The sequence below is a fragment of the Paenibacillus sp. FSL K6-1230 genome (assembly GCF_038002385.1).
Lineage (GTDB): Bacteria > Bacillota > Bacilli > Paenibacillales > Paenibacillaceae > Paenibacillus > Paenibacillus massiliensis.
The window spans coordinates 6152811-6172206 of the sequence record NZ_JBBOCK010000001.1; the positions used below are offsets into that span (position 1 = coordinate 6152811).

At 50.4% G+C, this 19396-nt stretch carries 17 protein-coding genes; 7 read left to right on the top strand and 10 right to left on the bottom strand.

All coding sequences use genetic code 11. The annotated features are described in order from the left end of the window. The 5 genes from MKX74_RS27190 to MKX74_RS27210 form a co-directional block, all read right to left on the bottom strand. Nucleotides 1–1755: a glycosyltransferase family 8 protein gene (locus MKX74_RS27190; RefSeq protein WP_341180403.1), complete on the bottom strand. Its 1755-nt coding sequence runs from the start codon at nt 1753–1755 to the stop codon at nt 1–3. A gap of 80 nt (nt 1756–1835) precedes the next feature. Beyond that, nucleotides 1836–2876 (bottom strand): sugar phosphate nucleotidyltransferase, encoded by a 1041-nt coding sequence (locus tag MKX74_RS27195; RefSeq protein WP_341180404.1) that lies wholly within the window; start codon nt 2874–2876, stop codon nt 1836–1838. Nucleotides 2877–3189: 313 nt separating this feature from the next. Beyond that, complete coding sequence (locus MKX74_RS27200) at nt 3190–4071, bottom strand: AraC family transcriptional regulator (RefSeq protein WP_341180405.1); 882 nt, start codon at nt 4069–4071, stop codon at nt 3190–3192. A 276-nt stretch (nt 4072–4347) separates the two neighbouring features. Then, nucleotides 4348–5868: a malate dehydrogenase (quinone) gene (mqo, locus tag MKX74_RS27205; protein ID WP_341180406.1), complete on the bottom strand. Its 1521-nt coding sequence runs from the start codon at nt 5866–5868 to the stop codon at nt 4348–4350. A gap of 261 nt (nt 5869–6129) precedes the next feature. Then, nucleotides 6130–8766, bottom strand: coding sequence for an S-layer homology domain-containing protein (locus tag MKX74_RS27210; protein ID WP_341180674.1), 2637 nt, complete (start codon nt 8764–8766; stop codon nt 6130–6132). Nucleotides 8767–9013: 247 nt separating this feature from the next. Here MKX74_RS27210 and MKX74_RS27215 point away from each other — a divergent pair, with 247 nt between their 5' ends. Both MKX74_RS27215 and MKX74_RS27220 read left to right on the top strand, forming a co-directional pair. Continuing rightward, a complete protein-coding gene (locus MKX74_RS27215; RefSeq protein WP_341180407.1) occupies nt 9014–11347 on the top strand; it encodes an AraC family transcriptional regulator in 2334 nt (777 codons plus the stop codon). 131 nt (nt 11348–11478) lie between these two features. After that, on the top strand, nt 11479–13107 hold the full coding sequence (locus MKX74_RS27220) for an extracellular solute-binding protein (RefSeq protein WP_341180408.1): 1629 nt from the start codon (nt 11479–11481) through the stop codon (nt 13105–13107). A gap of 71 nt (nt 13108–13178) precedes the next feature. On the opposite strand, the gene MKX74_RS27225 is transcribed toward MKX74_RS27220, so the two are convergent. Then, complete coding sequence (locus tag MKX74_RS27225; protein ID WP_341180409.1) at nt 13179–13403, bottom strand: hypothetical protein; 225 nt, start codon at nt 13401–13403, stop codon at nt 13179–13181. 27 nt (nt 13404–13430) lie between these two features. Continuing rightward, nucleotides 13431–14252, bottom strand: coding sequence for an SDR family NAD(P)-dependent oxidoreductase (locus MKX74_RS27230; RefSeq protein WP_341180410.1), 822 nt, complete (start codon nt 14250–14252; stop codon nt 13431–13433). 213 nt (nt 14253–14465) lie between these two features. On the opposite strand from MKX74_RS27230, the gene MKX74_RS27235 reads away from it, so the two are divergent. From MKX74_RS27235 to MKX74_RS27255, 5 genes are all read left to right on the top strand, one after another. Beyond that, nucleotides 14466–15110, top strand: a complete 645-nt coding sequence (locus MKX74_RS27235) for a TetR/AcrR family transcriptional regulator (protein ID WP_341180411.1) — start codon at nt 14466–14468, stop codon at nt 15108–15110. A gap of 39 nt (nt 15111–15149) precedes the next feature. Beyond that, nucleotides 15150–16001, top strand: a complete 852-nt coding sequence (locus MKX74_RS27240; protein ID WP_341180412.1) for a helix-turn-helix transcriptional regulator — start codon at nt 15150–15152, stop codon at nt 15999–16001. A gap of 98 nt (nt 16002–16099) precedes the next feature. Then, complete coding sequence (locus MKX74_RS27245; RefSeq protein ID WP_341180413.1) at nt 16100–16972, top strand: SDR family oxidoreductase; 873 nt, start codon at nt 16100–16102, stop codon at nt 16970–16972. 89 nt (nt 16973–17061) lie between these two features. Then, complete coding sequence (locus MKX74_RS27250; protein WP_341180414.1) at nt 17062–17304, top strand: hypothetical protein; 243 nt, start codon at nt 17062–17064, stop codon at nt 17302–17304. Between the two features lie 23 nt (nt 17305–17327). Further along, nucleotides 17328–17480 carry a phosphotransferase family protein gene (locus MKX74_RS27255; RefSeq protein WP_341180415.1) on the top strand — a complete coding sequence of 51 codons (153 nt, stop codon included), beginning with the start codon at nt 17328–17330 and terminating at the stop codon, nt 17478–17480. A gap of 188 nt (nt 17481–17668) precedes the next feature. Here the strand turns inward: MKX74_RS27255 and MKX74_RS27260 are convergent, their stop codons facing one another. The 3 genes from MKX74_RS27260 to MKX74_RS27270 form a co-directional block, all read right to left on the bottom strand. Continuing rightward, complete coding sequence (locus MKX74_RS27260) at nt 17669–18214, bottom strand: glutathione peroxidase (protein WP_341180416.1); 546 nt, start codon at nt 18212–18214, stop codon at nt 17669–17671. Between the two features lie 245 nt (nt 18215–18459). Beyond that, nucleotides 18460–19077, bottom strand: a complete 618-nt coding sequence (locus tag MKX74_RS27265; protein ID WP_341180417.1) for an NUDIX hydrolase — start codon at nt 19075–19077, stop codon at nt 18460–18462. Nucleotides 19078–19124: 47 nt separating this feature from the next. Next, complete coding sequence (locus MKX74_RS27270) at nt 19125–19358, bottom strand: hypothetical protein (RefSeq protein ID WP_341180418.1); 234 nt, start codon at nt 19356–19358, stop codon at nt 19125–19127. Nucleotides 19359–19396 lie beyond the last annotated feature (38 nt).

A 19396-nucleotide genomic window follows, 5' to 3' on the forward strand; every position in this document is an offset into this window, starting at 1 on the left:
TTAATGTCGGGCACACTTGCTTCTACGCGATCGCAATGCACACTTCTGCAGCTTCTGTTGTCTGATTCGCATGGCTCTCTTCTTCGCATACAGACGCTTGAGCAGCCCCAGACGCACGACTACCAAAGCTTTGCCAGAACGGGATCGCGCGCAGCGACGAGCTTTGGCGCGAAGCCATTGCTTTCTTCTCCATTTGATCTTCAAGCGCCGTGCTTTACCATAAGATAGTCTATGCCTCTTCGCGGGACATCTCTTCGTCGCATGTGGCTTCACCCCGATAGATAGCGGCTGAAGTGGCAGCACAGGCGCTGGCTGTATGGTTGCTCTTGCTTCCACAGGCTGTGCCTCTGCATGGTGCACATCCGCAGCATGCTCTTCTACGTGCTCGACAGCTGCATGATAGGCCTCATGCTGGGCTGCTACCAGCGGTGCAGCTTCTTGATGGGCTGCTTCATGCTGCACGGCTGCGTGGTATGCTGCCGCTTGCTGCGCTGCATGTTGAGCTACTATATGTTGTGCTGCTTCATGTCTTGCTGTTGCTTGCTGTGCTTCAGCTTGCTGTATTGCAACATGGTGCGCTTCAGCTTGTTGTACTGCGGCATGGTGCGCTGCTGCGTGCTGGACTTCAATTTGCTGGACTGCTTCATGATGCGCTGCGGCATGCTGGACTTCAATCTGCTGCACTGCTTCATGATGCGCTGCGGCATGCTGGACTTCAATCTGCTGGACTGCTTCATGATGCGCTGCTGCGTGCTGGACTTCAATCTGCTGGACTTCAGCAAGATGTGCTGCGGCGTGCTGCACTTCAGCCTGCTGTACTGCAGCATGATGTGCTTCCTGCTGAGTTTCAGGCGTCGACTCTCCCACAAGATGTACAACTTTTGAAGGTGCATCCACAGGGACAACAGCCTGATCTGTATGAACTCCTTCGGCTGCCGGCAGCTCCTTACCCCATGGCGTCATGGATAAGAAGTGATTATACAATGGAAATGCTGGAGAGTCGGGCTCCCACCATTTCGAATCGCCGGCGAAGTGAACAATCTTATTGCTCAGATCCAGCTCATCATAGGCGAAGGTATTGAATCGTTTAGCCAGTGTCAGATAATTGGGACCATACACCGCATTCAGGATATCCTGATCCGGCAATCTCATGAGTGGGTATCTTTGCATGAATTGAAGCACTTCTTGGTACCAGCTCGGATGATTGCGGATGTTATCCAGATGGAACAGGATCACCCCGGAGTTAAAATACCGCGCTCCGTTTAGACCTATGGAAGCACAGTATTCCTGCATGTTGGCCCCTTGGTCCAGAACAGCACCGAGGTAGCGATTGCCCAGATCAATACTCCATAGCTCATTGATGTCCAGACTGACCAGAATATCACAATCCAGATAGATCACGCGCTCTGCCTCGATAAAGTTCGTGAACAGCAGCCGGAACATGCTCGCCATCGTCCAGTAGTTAATCTTCTTTACAGTGGCCGCTACAGCCCTAAGATCCTCCGGGATCTCTACACGATAAAAGTAAATGTTATGACCGAAGTCCTCTGCCAACTGGATCAGTTTCGAAATATTCTCTTCACTAACGGTGTCATCATGCGCAATGTGTACATTCAGTGTCTGCTGGGTGTGGGAGAACACGGATGCAAGCACTACGCCTGCATGCTTCGTGTAGCTCCCGTCTTTATCATTGAGCGTTAATACCAACTCAACCATGCTCAGGATCACCTGCCCCTTGGAAGTTTTCTTTTGCATAATGGTCTAATGCATTAGAATACTTTAGGGTATGTGTATCCCGAGCACTGGATTGGACTCATCCCCAAGGGATGCCCGGTTTATTTTGAGCCTTCCTTCACATCGGATGGGCTTCTGGTGACCGTCGCCTGATCTCCCAGGATATGACGTGCCGGGCTTTCTTGAGTTGTCTGTTCTTGTAGTCGTACGCGAGACCCGAACACACTGCTCTCCGCATGTATATGGGACAGCTCCACTTGCTCGGTCAGAATACTGTTCCTCAGAATGCTATGCTCAACAATACTGCTTGGTCCAACATAGACATAAGGTCCAATGACGCTGTTCGTAACACGGGCCGTCGGATCAACTCTGACTGGAGGTATACACTGCACTGAAGGGTCCAGATGGGCTGGTCTCGTAAAATTATCAGGGTCCTGATCCATTGTATACTGGTTGGCCTCAAGCCAACGCTCGTGTGTGCCTATATCAAAAAATCGAGCTGAAGTAATACTGTAAGCTACATGCTTGTCCCCTGCAATCAGCCGTTGGATCGCGTCAGTCATCTCGTATTCACCGCGTGCAGATGGCTTCAGTTGCTCAATGGCTGGCCAGATCGCCGCAGTCAGGGCATACACACCGATGATAGCCAGATCAGACTGGGGAACACTAGGCTTCTCTTCAAGATGAATGATCCGTCCCTCCCGGACGACCGCTACCCCAAATTGACGCGGGTCCTTCACCTGCTGCAGCAATATGGAAGCCGCCGCCTTCCTGTTCTCCAGCGATTGAATCAGTGGCAACAGTTCCCCATCGTACACATTGTCGCCAAGCATCAACAAAAAGGGTGAGTCCGCTACAAATGACTGCGCACATCTGACGGCATCCGCCAATCCCTTCGCTTCTTTTTGCTGGAGGTAGGTGATCGATGCGTTCCAGCGCTCCCCCGTCCCGATCGTCTCTTGAATTTCGCTCTGTAAAGGGCTTACCACGATGCCAATCTCACTAATTCCCACAGCAATCAGTCGCTTGATGATTGATACCAGAATATACTCTCCATTGACAGGCAACATGCACTTGGGCTTGGTATACGTGGAAGGCTGGAGTCTTGTCCCGCGTCCGGCACACAAGATTAACCCTTTCATCCCATCTCCCCCCCATGATTAGACTTCGCTTGTCGAACTCTGGTTCTTTTTGAGTTCTCTATATACTATGCATATTTCGTAGGAAGGCTTGGGTATCTAATAGACCGCCATGACACATTCATATCCCCCTGCCAATTCTCCAGAACATTTTATAACGACTAGTATCTTGCAGCCCTTACAGAGCCCAGACATACAGAAGCTACCACCACAGCAGGAATACAGCTACGATCCATGAGTGCACGAGCATGCCAAAACGCCCATCCCTCGTGGAATGAGCGCAATTGATGTTGCTATACCGCTATGCAGGATAGAGCTACTGCTGACGTTTTTTGCGAACAGGAATCCATATCTCACTTTTATAGTTGGGCGAAGAAGTATCCTTGTGCTCATTCCAGAGCATCTCCGGCCCCTCGCTCAGCTCATAATCCGAGGACGGGAACCATTCAGCGTAGATTCTTCCCCAAGTCTCCTGAAGTGCTGATGGAAAAGGGCCCACCGCCGTAAAAACAGCCCACGTAGAGGGAGACACTTCGACATGATCCATTCCCTCTGGCGCATGCTCTGTCGTGGCGGCACCAATATAATGATCGAGTTCTCCCTTCTCTTCCATTCGTCCCTCACTGAAATGAATAGATGCACTAATTAGTCCTGCTGGTTCCATATTCGACAGCTCCTTGATCTCGGCAATCCATGCAGGTGTCAAGGTCGCATACATGGCGGCGATCTCAGGGTTGACACCGTGAAATTGGATCGGGACCCTTTTCCTGATTCCTACAATGCGAAAAGCTTCCTTGTCTTCCAAACGATAGTTCATCTCACTGCCTCCTCTGATCGTTAACTGAAATGTCATTCTCGGGAAGGCTTTCAGCGGCTGACCATGAACTCTGGCTTCCGAGGGCGTGATACCATGCAAGACCTGAAAGGCTCTCGTAAAGGAGTCTGGCGAGGTATATCCATACTTCAACGCAACATCTATGATTCTGTTGTTCCCCTTGCTTAGCTCCGAAGCAGCCAGTGTCAGGCGTCGCCGCCGAATATATTCCGACAGAGATATACCCGCAAGAAATGAGAACATTCGTGTAAAATGGTATTCAGAGCAGCAGGCGATCTTGGCCGCCTCCTTATAATCCACGGGCTCCGTCAGATTCGCCTCAATGTAATCCAGCGCTTTGTTCAATTGCTCCAATGAATCCATGTCAGCACCTCCCTAATCAAGCATAGCAAAGGCAATGTCGCCCTTTCCGACATTTCATGCACCATACGGCAGGCAGCCGTGACGTAGGATGAGCACACCAACGTGATTAATTATAAATCAGCATAATCGTCACTAACCGTTCTAGAACTGCTCGTCACTCCAACCATCATATCAATAATATTGAAGAAACAACAAAAAAGAGGGGCCCCCCCCTCCTTCATGCCACACCCTCTAATATGATGTGTATATCCACGCTCCCAATGGAGCATGATTTAATTAATTGCTGACCGCCTTCTTCTCCTCTTGCTCCCATGTTTCGTTGGTCAATGCCAGCGCACGATTGGTATTTCTGTGTATCTCCTGCAGAAGCTCCGGATTTTTGGACAAGGACACCCCATACGACGGGATCATCTCCTTGATCTTCGCCTCCCAGGCAGGCAGCTGCTGCGGGAAGCATTTTTGAATGACCTCCAGCATAACGGAGACTGCTGTTGATGCACCTGGCGAGGCTCCCAGCAGAGCTGCGATCGAGCCATCTGCTGCGCTGATGACTTCTGTACCGAATTGAAGCGTCCCGCGACCGGCTGGCGTATCTTTGATAATCTGCACGCGTTGGCCTGCGACGACCAGCTCCCAATCTTCACCTTTCGCATCAGGCACAAATTCACGCAGAGCTTCCATGCGTTGCTCCTTGGATAGCATGACTTGCCCGATGAGATACTTGGTCAACTGGAAGTTCTTCGCACCTGCCGCCAGCATCGTCACCAGATTATCGTGCTTGACAGAGGTGAGCAGATCCAGGATAGAGCCGAACTTCAGGAATTTGGGTGAGAATCCTGCAAAAGGCCCAAAAAACAATAGCTCCTTCTTATCGATCACTCGTGTATCCAGATGCGGTACAGACATTGGCGGTGCACCGACGGAGGCTTTACCATAGACCTTGGCACGATGCTTGGCAACGATCTCCGGCTTCTTACATACCATGAAGAGCCCGCTAACCGGGAACCCACCAACTCCTCTGCCTTCTGGAATACCCGATTTCTGGAGCAAATGAAGACTGCCGCCACCGCCGCCAATGAAGACAAACCGGGCGGAGCGACGCTCTGTGACACCGCTTTCCAGATTTTTCACCTTCAGCTCCCACAGGCCTTCCGCATTCCGTGTTATATCTTCGATCTGATGATTATAATGAATGTTCACGTTGCTCTGCTGCAGATGCTTGAATAGTATGCGCGTTAAAGCGCCAAAGTTAACATCTGTACCAGAGTCGATCTTGGTCGCTGCTAGCGGTCGGTTGCTTACCCGATTCTCCATCATTAGCGGAATCCACTCAGCCAGCTTGGCCGGGTCGTCTGTAAATTCCATGCCTTCGAACAACGGATTTTCTGAAAGCGCTTCAAAACGCTTCTTTAAAAAAATCACATCTTGTTCGCCCTGCACAAAGCTCATATGTGGTACGGGTACGATAAAGTCTCGCGGATCTGAAATCCGGTTGCTGCTCACAAGATATGACCAAAATTGCTTCGAAAATTGATACTCTTCATTGACCTTGATAGCCTTGCTTATATCAATAGATCCATCCGGTTGTTCTACGGTGTAATTCAGCTCACACAGCGAGGAATGGCCTGTACCCGCATTATTCCATTCGTTGGAGCTTTCTTCGCCTGCACTGGCTCGCCGTTCATACACGGATATTGACCATTCCGGCACTAATTCCTTTAGCAGTGCTCCCAGCGTTGCACTCATAATTCCGGCACCAATTAAAATAACGTCTGTGTTCAATTCTCGGTTACTCATTATACCGTCCTTCTCCCCTACAATTTGCAGGAAGGATGCTTGCGCTCCTGCTTAGTCGCCTAACAAATCCGTGTGTCACCTACTCACACACAACTTTCTGGATGATTTTGATATTAGTGTATCACTATTACTTAAAGATTTTAATAATTTTTCGAAATTTTTAAGAAAAATTGTATGGTAAAACCGTTAAATAAAGAAAGAACCATATCCCTCCCCGTAGCGGAGGGATATGGCCCTTCTCTCTAACTCATTTGAATATCATTACAGCCCTTCAATTAATGCACTAATAGAGCTATCCGTCTTCAGAGCACGGATAATGATCGTCAAGGCTTCGGCACGAGTAGCATGATTCTGAGGAACGAAGGTGGATGCGGACATCCCCTGCACCAGATTAGCAGACGAGGCTTGCTGGATGGCTTGCGCTGCCCAGTAATTACTGCTCACGTCCGTGAAGCTGGCTGGCGTACCTGTAGCCAATACCTCAAGATTCAGCACACGCGAAATGATCGTTACCATTTCAGCACGGGAGATGGTCGCATTCGGCTTGAAGCTACCATCCTCGTATCCGTTCACAATGTCTTTCTCCGCCAGCGTCGCAATATAGCCTGCTGCCCAGTGAGCAGAGGTATCCTTGAAATCAGTGGAAGCCGAGCCCGCTGTCAGACCAAATGCACGGGCAATCATGGCTACGAACTCCGCTCTCGTCACCGTAGCGTCAGGACGGAAGGTACCATCACTGTATCCATCAACGACGCCCAGCTTGACCGCTGTTCCAACGGTTTCACTACCCCAATGATTAGCTGTATCATTGAATGATGTCGTTCTGTTGCTTGCCGCAGCAATGGCATCAGTGATCGCCTGCAGCACAGCTTGCCTTGTAATGACGTTTGACTGGAACGGGTTCACGCCACTTGGTTGCTCGGACGCTGCACCAGTATCCGCAGGTGTCGCAGGAGTCGTCCCGCCACTATTTGTGCCGCCAGTAGTTGAGCCCCCTGTCGAGGTTCCTCCGTTGTTCGTTCCACCAGATGATCCACCTGTAGAGCCTGAGCCATCGGATGAGCTGTCAGAGCTTGACTTGGACGTGATGGAGAGCACAACCTTGTCTGTCTGATAGACGATCTTGGCATTATACTGACTTGGTACGCCAGTGATCGTTACGGCATCGAAGCTTCCTGTCCGCTTGTTCGCTCCGTGCGTGATCAAGGTAATCGAGCCTCTGCCTGGTACATAGCCATCTGCGAATTTCACGTGCAGAGCCCCTGCCAGTTGGACGGTGCCTTGGATATCGACCACGTCATCGGAGCGAATCAGGTTCAGCTCCAGGGTACTACCGGCTGTCTGTGTGAAGTTACCGCCAATCGTCATGGCACCATATACATTCTCTACAACGGTACCCCCATTATTGAATACATCCCCGCTACCGAAGGCTGTTGCAGAGTCCCCTTCCAGGGTACCTGCATTAATCTGTGTACCACCGGAGTAAGTATTGCGACCTTGCAGCTTCAGGGTACCTGCCCCCTCCTTTGTCAGCTTGCCGACGCCGGAGATGTTATTGCGCCAGCGATCTTCTGCATGGAATCCACCCTGATAGGCATCCATCGTCACCGTTACATCGTTGTGGAAGGCACCGTATCCGTCTGCCGCTGCAAACAGATTCAAGCGTCCCCAGCCCTCTGGATCATCCAGTAAAGGATAGCCTGATGGCAGTCCAGTAGTAGCCAGCACTGCACGGCGCTGTTCACCACTCAGGTAAGGCAGACGAGTCTCCAACAAGACCTCCGCGCCCTTAGGTACACTCACAGGCTTCGTAGTCGAAGTAATTTGTGGGAAATTGTAGGTCAGACGCTGGTTGAATTGCGCCTTGTTCTGCTCATAATTGGTAAAGCGATCTTCTGCGGTCCCTGTCTCGGTCAGCAAGATTTCGTGTGCCTGATCATAGGCTGCCTTCTTGAGCTCAGCATTGTCGGGATCATTCAGCGTAGCTGCAGCCAGCGCCGTTGCTAGGACACGCCCACCCATGACATCCAATGGGGAGTGCATCCCGGCTACAATACGGCTATCCCCCATCTCGGAAGCTCGGGTCAGCATCTCTTGATAGCGCTCAGGCACAGCATAGGCGAGTGACAGAGCCGCCAGATACGAAGCATTCGTATGACCACTCGGGAATCCTCCGTCCGTCGCTGGCGTCTGGCTGATCGCTGGCACCAGTGTAGGCACGATGATCGAAGTATCGTTAGCCCAACGGTATGGACGAGCGTAGCTATAGTAATTTTTTGCTTGTTGAGTCGAAGCATAGTTACCGCGCAGCTTCCCGATCAGGTCAACCATCTTGCCCAGTTCGGAGTCGGAGTCTCCCGCCTTATTGGAGCCGTTGCCATCATTGTACTTGACCGATGTAGCATTCTCAGGAATGCTGTTAATCGTCGTATATGTGCCGGACTTCTCACGGTACACCTCAGTTAAAGACCCCAGACCCTCAACAGCACCATAGGACTGATTCCGGCGGTCATCGTAGTAGGCTCGCTCCTCATCTGCTGCACTACGGGTCTTAGACAAGTCGACCACATACTGAATGTTGGCATCCAGCACGCTGCTGTTCAGCTTTGTCCCGTTATCCCAGGAATCTCCCGGGGTCCACAGCTCCAGGAAGCCAGACAATACCCCGATCGAAGGGTTCGAGTAGACCTCCTTATTTACGGAAGTATTATTTTTGTAGGTATCTACAAAATGCCCCCATACCGGAGCTGCCGGTAGTTCAACCGTGGATGGAGTCCGTGACTCGCCCGATACAGCATAAGAAGGATTTAAGGCAACGCCATTGGACAGCAACATCAATCCCAACGTCACAGATACTAGCTTTCGAGTGGACTTCTTTTTCAATTTGTCTGCTCCCATCTTTTTGGATATCGAACGATTCGACCCCAATCTAGCATCGGAGCGTGCTCTACAGCAATATAACAATTTCTCCTTTATATCAATTTGGGATGCTCTCACTAGTTTATGAAGATTTATGTAAAAACCAAGCAAATATCGTCTATAATGAAGGTGCTAATTTTACATTCCGTTAATGAAATTCGACAGTTTCTTGTGTATAAGCCCTGAAAGGTGTGGTGTATAATCGCAGCGGGAGGGAGAGTATATCTTGAAAAAGTGGAATTCCGTATTCGCCAATCTGGCATTTTCCTACATTTCTATTGTGCTTGTCATTGTACTGCTGCTCTGCTCTGTCTTCTATATATACTTCTCCAATAACTACAAACAAGAATTACACGACAAGCATCAGATGATTCTTGAGAATACAGCTCATACAATTGAGACATCTGTTCTGGAGCGAGTCCAGCAGATCTATCTGGATATCTCACTGAACAGGAACGCTGATGTGCGATGGTTCGCCGATTCATCCCTGGACAGCAACCTGAGCAGGGTCATTGATCTGCAGGAGCTGCTTAAGTCCAAAGTAGCCAGCAACTCGGACATCGTACATGCTATTCATCTATATAATCCGAAGCAGAATATTCTGCTCTCTTCCATCTACGGGCTTGAATATCAAGCAGATCAAGGCAGTAGCTCGAGCGTGCTGGCCGATTGGGTCCAAGGTATGCGGAGCAACGAGCACAGTAGCCTATGGACAGGAGTCCGTCCGGCTCCAGTTGATGCCCCATCCAGCCTGCCTGATAACCATGATGCTGGCTTGATCACTTATGCCCACAGCTACCCCTTTCAAGCCTCTGGCGAGAACGCCGATCTGATGATTGCTATTGATGTCAAAGAAAGCGCCATTAACGGTATCATTCAAAATATGATGCCATCTCCATACAGTAGTACGTTTATAGTAGATTCTTCTGGCACCAGCATCTCCGATCTGTCTCAGGAGGGGCCGACTCCAGCTTATGGCTCTGAGGTGATCAACGTCCTCATGTCCTCTGCGGAGAGCGGAAGTTTTCACAATATGGTCAATGACACCTCCTATGTAGTATCCTATGAGACTCTTCCATCCACAGGCTGGAAGATCATGAGTGCCATGCCTGCCAGCTCCTATTATGAGAAGACCATTGTCGTGCAGAAGCTGATTCTCGGTATCTGTCTGCTGGTCATTCTAATCGGAATTGCACTATCCGGCTTTCTGGCCAGAGCAAGCTACAGTCCGATCAAACGGCTGGTCGGCAAAATTAAGGATTCGCTCGATCCTGGGGCTGCGCAGGTCACGAATGAATTCAAGCTGATCGACACAGCCTTCCTTCGATTAAGCGATAAGGTCTCAAGCCTTGAAGAGACCCTGCTCGCGAGCAGCTCGGTCATTAAGCATAATACGATACTGACCCTGCTCCGCAATGGCTATTCCCGTGAGGAATGGTCGAATGAACGAAGTCACCTGCGTCTCCCGCATGATTTTCGCCATTATGCCTGTATAGTCGTGAACTCTGGAGAAGTGTTCGCCCGGCTAAGCTCCAGCCATATGGAATATGTGGTACATGAAATGATCAAGCAGCTGGAGGAGGCTTCCCTGTCGCATAGTCCTTCACTAAGCCATCCGCGAAGCCACATCCTTGCCGAAGAGCTGCCTGACAAAAAGCTGGTGATCATACTGGGTGCCGAAGAAGCGAACAATCTGCTACTGGAGGAGCTGTCTGCATTCGTACTCACGGTAGGACGGCAGCAACTCAGTCTGGACTTTCAGCTCGCGTGGGGCTCCTGGGTGCAGGAGCTGACGGACATCCATGAGAGCTATAACAAGGCACAAGCCTTGATGAAATACGGGTATTTCTTGCCGGAGATGCCGATTCTGCGGGATCATCATTTACTGGAGCGAGAGCATAGTCTGGAGGAGCTGCCACAATCCATTCTCGTTCGCTTCCGTGAGAAGCTGCATGCCAGACAAGCGGATGAAGTCACAATCGTGCTTGACCAGCTCGTCGCCGCTATGCGCGAGGATAACTATCCTGCGGATTACTGTCATTTTATACTATCGAACACGGTGTTCACCGTCTCCGATTATATGAAGAATGTTCGGTACAGCCACCCTGAGCAAGGGAAGCTGGATTTGTACTATCAGTATATGGAGATTCAGAATATTCTGGAGTTCCGGAGTTGGCTCGTGGATGTGGTTGCCGACTTCATGATGCAGATGGAAAAGCGCAACAGTGAACGTGCCGTCTCCAGCATTGAACTTGCGAGGGAGTATATCCATAGCCACTTGGCAGAGGATCTATCACTTGAGGCGGTAGCTGCACAGGTGTATATCAGTCCAAAGTACCTGAGCAAGCTCTTCAAGGAAGAACTCGGTGTCACGTACACAAGCTATATAACCAACCAGCGTATGGAGCAGGCCAAAGCGCTGATTGAGACCACCGACATGACCGTCGAGCAGGTCGCGGCTACAGTAGGCTATGGCACAGCGGCTTATTTTATCAAAAAATTCAAGGAAATCCATGGCTGTACGCCAGGCAATTACCTGCGTACTTTGAAGCAGACCTAACACAAGTAAAGCAGACATAGCACACGTAGAGCAGACGTAACGGACGTGAAGCTGACATCTTGTACATGAAAAGCATCTACCGCTGGCCTGCAGCCTACGAGTCCGAATAACGCATAGGAAGGTTCCACAGCATGAAAATGAAGAGATTACAGCGCTTCGGCGTTCTTGCCGCAGTCATATGGCTAGGCCTCATTAGCGGCTGTGATTCGGTAGTGAGATCCACTACAGACATAGACGAACCTCGGGCCTCAGTAGCCTCTGCTGCTCCTGAATTCCATATTTCCTGGACGATGCATCAGAATCTCCCCGTGCCGGAGGATGCCGAGATGGTTCGGTATGTCGAGAACAAATTCAACCTACGACTGGATATATGGAACCTTGAGAATAACCGCTATGAGTCACTTCTCGACATGAAGCTGGCACAAGGAGCCATTCCTGATCTATTCAGGATAAGACAGCCGCAGGATCTTCTCAAGTATCAGCAGCAAGGCATGCTCGCAGAGATACCAAGAGACATGCTGGAGCAGAACGCCCCCAACCTCTTGAAGGCGATCCGCGAGCATGCTCCATCCTATGAGAACTATGGCACCATTGATGGCAAATATTACGGTATCCCTGTCGTGAATCCTACGAATATCTACCGGATTCCAGTGGTCTATCGCCAGGATTGGCTGGACACGCTTGGTCTGAAGGTACCTGAGACGCTGGAGGAGTTCGAGAAGGTTATCTACGCCTTTGCGAATGGCGATCCTGACGGCAATGGCCTCAAGGACACCTATGGTCTATCGAGTGAGGGCATGAATGTCGTCTTCGGCGCCTTCGGTCAGATCGTCTTCGCAGATCAGCTGTATTTTGGTAAGAAGGATCAGGAGCTGGTCATCGGCGCTCTGGAGCCAGAGATGAAGGAGTCTCTGCAATACCTCCGCAAATGGTACCAGGATGGCGTGATTGATCCCGAATTTATCACTGGTGAGAACAAGGGCGGCTACAAGCACCTCTCGCACGCCTTTATTCAGGGCAGAATCGGCATGACCTCCAAGGGTAATTATTATCATTGGGTCCAGCAGGGCGATTACAAGACCTTGCACTACCGCGAAGGGATGGCTGCGGAAGAGTCACCTGTAGACGCAACCTTCAATGCTCGGGAGCTGCTCGCGAAGGAACCCGACGCAAGAATTACCTTCGGTCAGCCCTTCACGGGACCCTATGGACAACGAGGCTCCAAGGCCTACGATATGCTGATGAGCTTCACGGCTATCGGGGCCGATGCCGCCAAGGAGCCAGGCAAGATGGAGCGAATTCTGCAAATGCTGGATTACGTCAGTGCCAATCCCGATCTGGACGAATATACGTCCATGAATTATGGCGTCATGGGCAGGCATTGGGAATGGGCTGATGCCAGCAGGAAGGATGTCATCGTCCTGCCGCCCTACAACAGCATGTTTAGCTATCAGAACAAGATCGGCGCCAATCTTGGCATGACGGTACCACGGATGCCCACAGACCGGGGCGCAGAGTGGGCCTCGACGCAGAAGCTTGACCGAGACGGTATCTACAATGCCTTGGAGATTGCCACTCCAGCCTTGAGCAGGTATGGACCCGAGCTGATGAAGCTGAAGAATAAAGCCTACGTTGCCATCATCACGGGTGAGAAGCCCCTATCGTATTTTGACGAGTTCGTTAAAGAGTTCATGGGTGCTGGCGGAGCCGAGGTGCTGCAGGAGGCCAATGACTGGTATAGTGAGCATACCGGACAGTAAATAGCAGCCACAACCACTTAGTCTAATAGCTGCTACAGAATTGATAATGTGCGAAATGACGTAGGTATAATTCACACCGACCAGCTTCCTTGCATGTGCGGCATGACCAGCCCGACAAAGGCGATGGAGTGTGCGGTTAAGGTACGGTCATAGCTGAATACTGCCTCCCCCACGCTACCGATATCGTTAAATCCTTGGCTCCCCGAAGGAAATCCCCATGAACATGGAGCAAGCGAGCAGCAATTTGCCAGAAGCAAGACAAGAGTGAACCGGAGGGGCTTCACAGTATCATTCATGGAGTAGGTATTACATCACTTAAGATCTCAGCCCTGAGATGCTGTGGCCTCTCGCGAATGACGCGGTCGAAGCATGCCACCCACAATGCTCAGGATTGATCTTCGCGGCAAGAAACGGGACAGCTGCGCCACCATATAATTCTGTCCACCAGGAACCGCATAAGACTTGCCCGATTCCAGTGCGTTCATAGCAACCTGTACAACGTGCTCCGGCGTATCCCTCCGTCCGACCGAGGCCTCTTCCGCATTGACCACATCAAAGAATGCAGTCTCTGTAGCACCCGGGCACAGGGCTAGGAACTTGACTCCGCGCTGGCGATTCTCTTCGTGTAAGGCCTCAGTGAAGGAGAGCACGAATGACTTGGTCGCTCCATACACAGCCATGTAAGGATCAGGCTGAAAGGCTGCCGTCGAGGACACATTGATGACTGCTCCGCTACCTTTGCGTAGCATGCTTGGAAGGAACAAGTGCGACATGTTCATCACCGCCAGGACATTAAGCATGATCTCTTCCTGCTGACGCAGAGCTTCCACTTGTTCAAACAGGCCATGGGTGGCAAAGCCTGCATTATTAACCAACAGATCCACCTCGATTCCCTGCTTCCTGCACTCCTCGTATACCTGCTTAGGTGCTTCTGCCAGTGATAAATCCGCTATAATTACCTCTGTCTTAACGCGGTACTGCCGCTGAAGCTTCTTGGCAAGCTCCTGCAATTTTGCTGAGGAACGGGCTACTAGCACAAGGTTATTTCCTCGGGAAGCAAGCTCATTAGCGAAGGATTGACCAATCCCCGAAGAAGCCCCTGTAATTAATGCCCATTGTCCATGTCGTTGTTGCTGCTTTGTCATAATTATTCATCCCTTTCGATAACATAGTTTTTTGTTGGTAACACTGTTTCTTATAGATAACAATGTAACCCAATGTGATCATCCCTGTCAACAGCCATTAGGAGCCCATACAAGTTTCATTACATTTGACCCACCATCGTAAAGCCAGTACAATGCTCGGTAGTAACAGTGTTTCCTATGAAAAACTCAAATGTAAAATAAGGATGAATCGCTATGAACTCTTCGTCTAGACAAAGTTTGAAGACAACCGCCTCCACGCTTCAGGAAGCACGACAGCAGCATTCGGAGCATTTACGTCAAAGCGTTGTTCAGGCAGCCATTGCTTTACTGCGAGAGGCAGGCCCCGAAGCGGTAACCGTACGTCGTGTTGCGGAGCGAATGGAATGCTCCACCAAGATTATTTACAACCTTTTTGACAATAAAGAAGGCCTGGCCAAGCACCTCTACCTGGAAGGCTGTCGCGTGCTCGCTCAGATGTTCGAAGCTGTCTCATTGACAGGTGATCCTGCCAACGACATGCGACGGCTTGCCGAGGCGTATTGGAGGTTCAGTCAAGAGCATACCAGCTTCTATCAGGTGATGTTCGGGGGAGCCTTTGCCCAGTTCAAGCCAGATGAGGATAGCCTTCAGGGGATAACGACCGCCCTCAGCCAAGTATCGGCCCTGATTGGGGCTGCAGAGAAGCAATCCCGGGAGGGGCATGAGCGTGATGTTACATTGATGGTCAGCTTGATCTGGGCACCGCTGCACGGGGTGATTCATCTATATCTGGGCGGGCAGCTGGGGCGCGAAGAAGAGGTCATTCAGCTATATGATGATACCGTATCTATGATTGTTCGTTCTGTGTTTGAGGATTAGCAGTGCAATAGGCTGGTGTATGAAAGGAAGGTGATCTATATGAAAACAAACCGTCATGCATCCACGCTCGGCGAATTCATCAAGTCGCGCAGGGAACGGCTGCAGCCCAGAGAAGCAGGCATTGACCCGCTGCCGGGACGCAGACGCACGCCGGGGCTTCGGCGAGAGGAGGTCGCCTATCTCGCCAACATCAGTGTGACTTACTATACCTGGCTGGAGCAGGGTAGAGAGGTCAACCCTTCGCCAGAGGTGCTGTTGAGTATTGGCGCTGCGCTACAGCTTGACGAAGATGAGCAGAAGCATCTATTGGATCTGGCCGGTATGGACCCGGCTAGTATAGGTACCACATTGAATAGTGGCGGAAGGAATACCGGATTTCTGCAACAGATCGTAGATCAGTTGCATTATCCTTCCTTCGTCACGGATGAAGGTACCGATGTGATCGCCTGGAATCGGGCTGCGGAGCTGATCGTGGCGGATTTCGGCAGCCTGCCGGAGAGTGAACGATATATGATGAACATTACGTTCCTGCACCCGGAATACCGCGAAAGGCTGGTAAATTGGGAGGACTTTGCCCGTTACAGCGCAGCGGTCATGCGAGCAGGCTTTGAGCGCTTCAAGGACAACCTGCTGTACATGGAACGGTTCGAACGTTTACGACGAGAAAGTGCACAGTTCAATTACTACTGGGAGCTCTATGAAATCAAGCAAAAGCGCGTAGCCACGGCTTTATTTCGTCTTCCTGGCGGTCAGGAGCTGGAGTTCGTCATCCACTCCGCCTCTGCTATAGACAACGATCCGGGACTGCATTGGTGCTTCTTTGTCCCCGTGTCCGGGTCGGGCACGGAAGACAGACTGCTGCGGCTGCTGGAAGAGGACGCTTCTCGTTAGCCTGTTACTAGCATTAATAGTATAAGCATGCTGTGGTTAGCTGCCTCCAATTGTCTATATGATACAGAGGATTACAACGATTGGAGGTTGTGTGGTATATGCAGACATGGCTTATTACAGGTGCTTCAGGCGGCCTAGCTTCACGTATAACGCAGCGATTGCTGGACAGGGGCGACCGGGTCGCCGCAACGGTCCGCAAGCCGGGTGTACTGGATGAGCTGCAAGCGCAGTATGGCTCCCAGCTGTGGCAGGCTAATCTGGATCTGACGAATCCGCAGCAGATTGCAGAAGTGATGGAGCATGCTTTCACCGAGCTGGGGACGATTGATGTATTTGTCAACAACGCAGCCTATGGGTTGTATGGCGCTGTTGAGGAAGCAAGCGACACGCAGATCGAGCATCTGTTCCAGACGAATGTATTAGGCTCCATCCGTGCAGCGCGTGCCATCCTGCCTCACTTCCGCAAGCAGGGCGGCGGGCACATCGTACAGATCTCAAGCATGGCAGGACACTACTCCATTCCAGGCATGGGACTATACTGTGCATCCAAGTGGGCCGTTGAGGGAGCCTTCGAAGCGCTCGCCAGGGAAGCAGCCCCATTTCACATTAAGGCTACTATGGTGGAGCCCGGAGGCATTCGTACGAACTTCATTACCAGTAATGCCGTCTTCGGAGAACGGATGGATGTATATCGGGACCAGGAGGCTGGCCAATTTGTCAGCCTCATGAAGGGCGAGCTGCCGGGCATCGATATGAGCGCATTCAATCAGATGGTGGTTGGCGACCCGGATAAAATGGCAGAGCAAATCATACAGCGTGTAGATCAGGGAGAGGGCCCATTACGGATGGCGCTGGGGAGCGACGCCTATGAGCAGATCCGTGCCGCCCTGCTGAAGAGACTGGACGCATTGGAAGCGCAGAAAGATCTGGCCTACGCCACCGATGCGGATGATGTTGTAAGACAGGTGTAATCGTGCTAGCCAACAAGCTCTTGGGAAAACCATCCTGAGAGCTTGTTATTGCCGTTTTATATTTCACCACATGGATCAATGGAAGAAGCATGGACAATCAAGAGGATTTCGAAAAGCTCGGACGGGCCCTTTCCTCCTTGCATGCAGCATCCAGTCGTTCCTGTCCGATAAAAGCCCCTTTTACGATCATATCCGCATATGGCAGAACCATGACCGTCTCTTTCGCAGACGGATGGCAGCAGCAAGCCAAACGAATAGCTGGGTCCACACATGGTATAAAAGGCTCGGCCCATCCTGTAACCAGCTTGCGGATCGGCCCTAGACGGAATTAAAGAGCCCGGAGATTATAGACCTTTTGGCGAAGGAAAGACTGCGTCCCACATTGATACACGGCGATATTACTTCACAGAATGTTATTGTTGCCGACGATGGACAGCTGTTCATTATCGATTGGGACCGCATTAAGCTTGGATCTGCCTCCAATTCAGGCTGCACCAGCAGAAGATGAAATGTCACAGAAGGCGTCAATTTCCCTTCGGCAAATTCGAGGCTTCCATAACATCATACGGTCATAGACCTGGACCATGTTATTTCAGGATAGATGAATGGGCAAATCAGCGAAAGGATGAGTTTTTTAGGTAATCCTGCCGCAACCCGAGTGGGTTCCCTAGTCAGTGGGACGGAGCAAAATTATGGCTAAAGCAACGATTGGATAATCGGCTCAATCTCTATCAATTCCGTCGTCGTTTCGAAGCGAGCTTGTACACGTCCATGACGATCAATCACAAATTTGGTGAAGTTCCACTTAACCCCATCCCCAGCGTAGATGTCCGGGTACTTATTTTGCAAAAAATTATCCATCCATTGACCATTCGAAGTCTGAAGATCAAAGCCTTGAAATGGTGCTTGCTGCGTTAAATATTGAAATAATGGATGTGCACTCTGTCCTCTCACTTCTATTTTCTCGAACAGTGGGAACGTCACGCCAAAAGTGCCTCTACAATATTGCTCCACTTCAGCGTTACTGCCCGGCTCTTTATCGTTGAACTGGTTACAGGGAAAGGCGAGTATTTCTAACCCTTGCTCCTTGTAGCCATCGTAAAGCTGCTGAAGATCAGCGAATTGACGGGAATAGCTACACTGGCTTGCTGTATTGACGATCACTAGAATTTTGCCCTGGTAAGCAGTTAATGGAACGGAGCCGCCATCGATCTTGTTCACTTGGAATTGGTATATCGACATTTCACCCTACCTCCCTTGAATCTCCCACTAATCATGAATTCAATGAACGATCAGTAAGCTATAAGGGTATCATAAGTGTCAATGTATTATTGTTCAAATATATAATACAAATAGCCTTTATAGGATAACCCTATAATTGGACAACCAGTACTTGTACTTCATCCGATTACTCGGATGTACAAGTAGGTACCATGAACAGACCTCCCCTGACTTACTCAAGAGAGGTCTGCAAGCAAAGCAACACGCTACCTTATAATCTCTATAAAATGCTTTAGAATCCTGGCCGTTAAGCCCCATATGGTATAGCTCTGGTAATCATAGAACCACTCTTCAATGGGCCGAGTTCTCCACTGATAGTTGGCCCCGTTCATGATCTTGTCGTAAGGAAAATCGGGTGCGGGCACAGGCTCAACCGACACCTGATGCATATAAGGCTCGTAGCTTAATAGCCACTGGAGCGGCACCGTAAATACCTCCTCCACCTCATCCCTATTGTACGCATGAATGATCATGTCGTAATCCACCTTCGCTACGAAGGGATAGACTACGAAGGACGGCGAGGCCACATACGGACTTAACGGTCCTACAATCTGCACCGACTCGGGATCAATCCCCAGCTCCTCATGAGTCTCTCGCAAAGCGGCTCCGAGTGGTGATGCATCTGTCGCATCAATACGCCCCCCAGGGAAGCTGATATCACCAGGCTGCTTGCGCATCGTGTAGGAGCGGACCTCGAATAGAACATGCCATTCGCCCCCCACCTGGACCAACGGAATCATGACCGCACAGCGAAATGCCGTAGACTCCCCGATAAATAAGGATTGATGCTGAGCTAACTGGTTCTTCAATGTATCTAGGAACATGGAATTCCCCCGCCCCTTCTAATTGTAGTATTTTGAGGTATATACAGCTATTTGAATAGGTCCAATTCAGGTCGACAATACCCCACAACAAAATCTAACAGCTCTAGTATAATGTCATCCTCTTCGACGCTACCTCTCAGCTGATTCAGGCATGTATACATGCTATCCTTTGACATGCCTTTATCCTTGAAGGTAACAAGGAGCTCTCTTAGCTCCAGCAAATCGTTACTCTCAACCATATTACTCCGCAATTCCTCACTGAGCTTATCTTCCATGGACATCCTGTAATATCCTTTCATTTTCCCCTTTGATCTTCCGC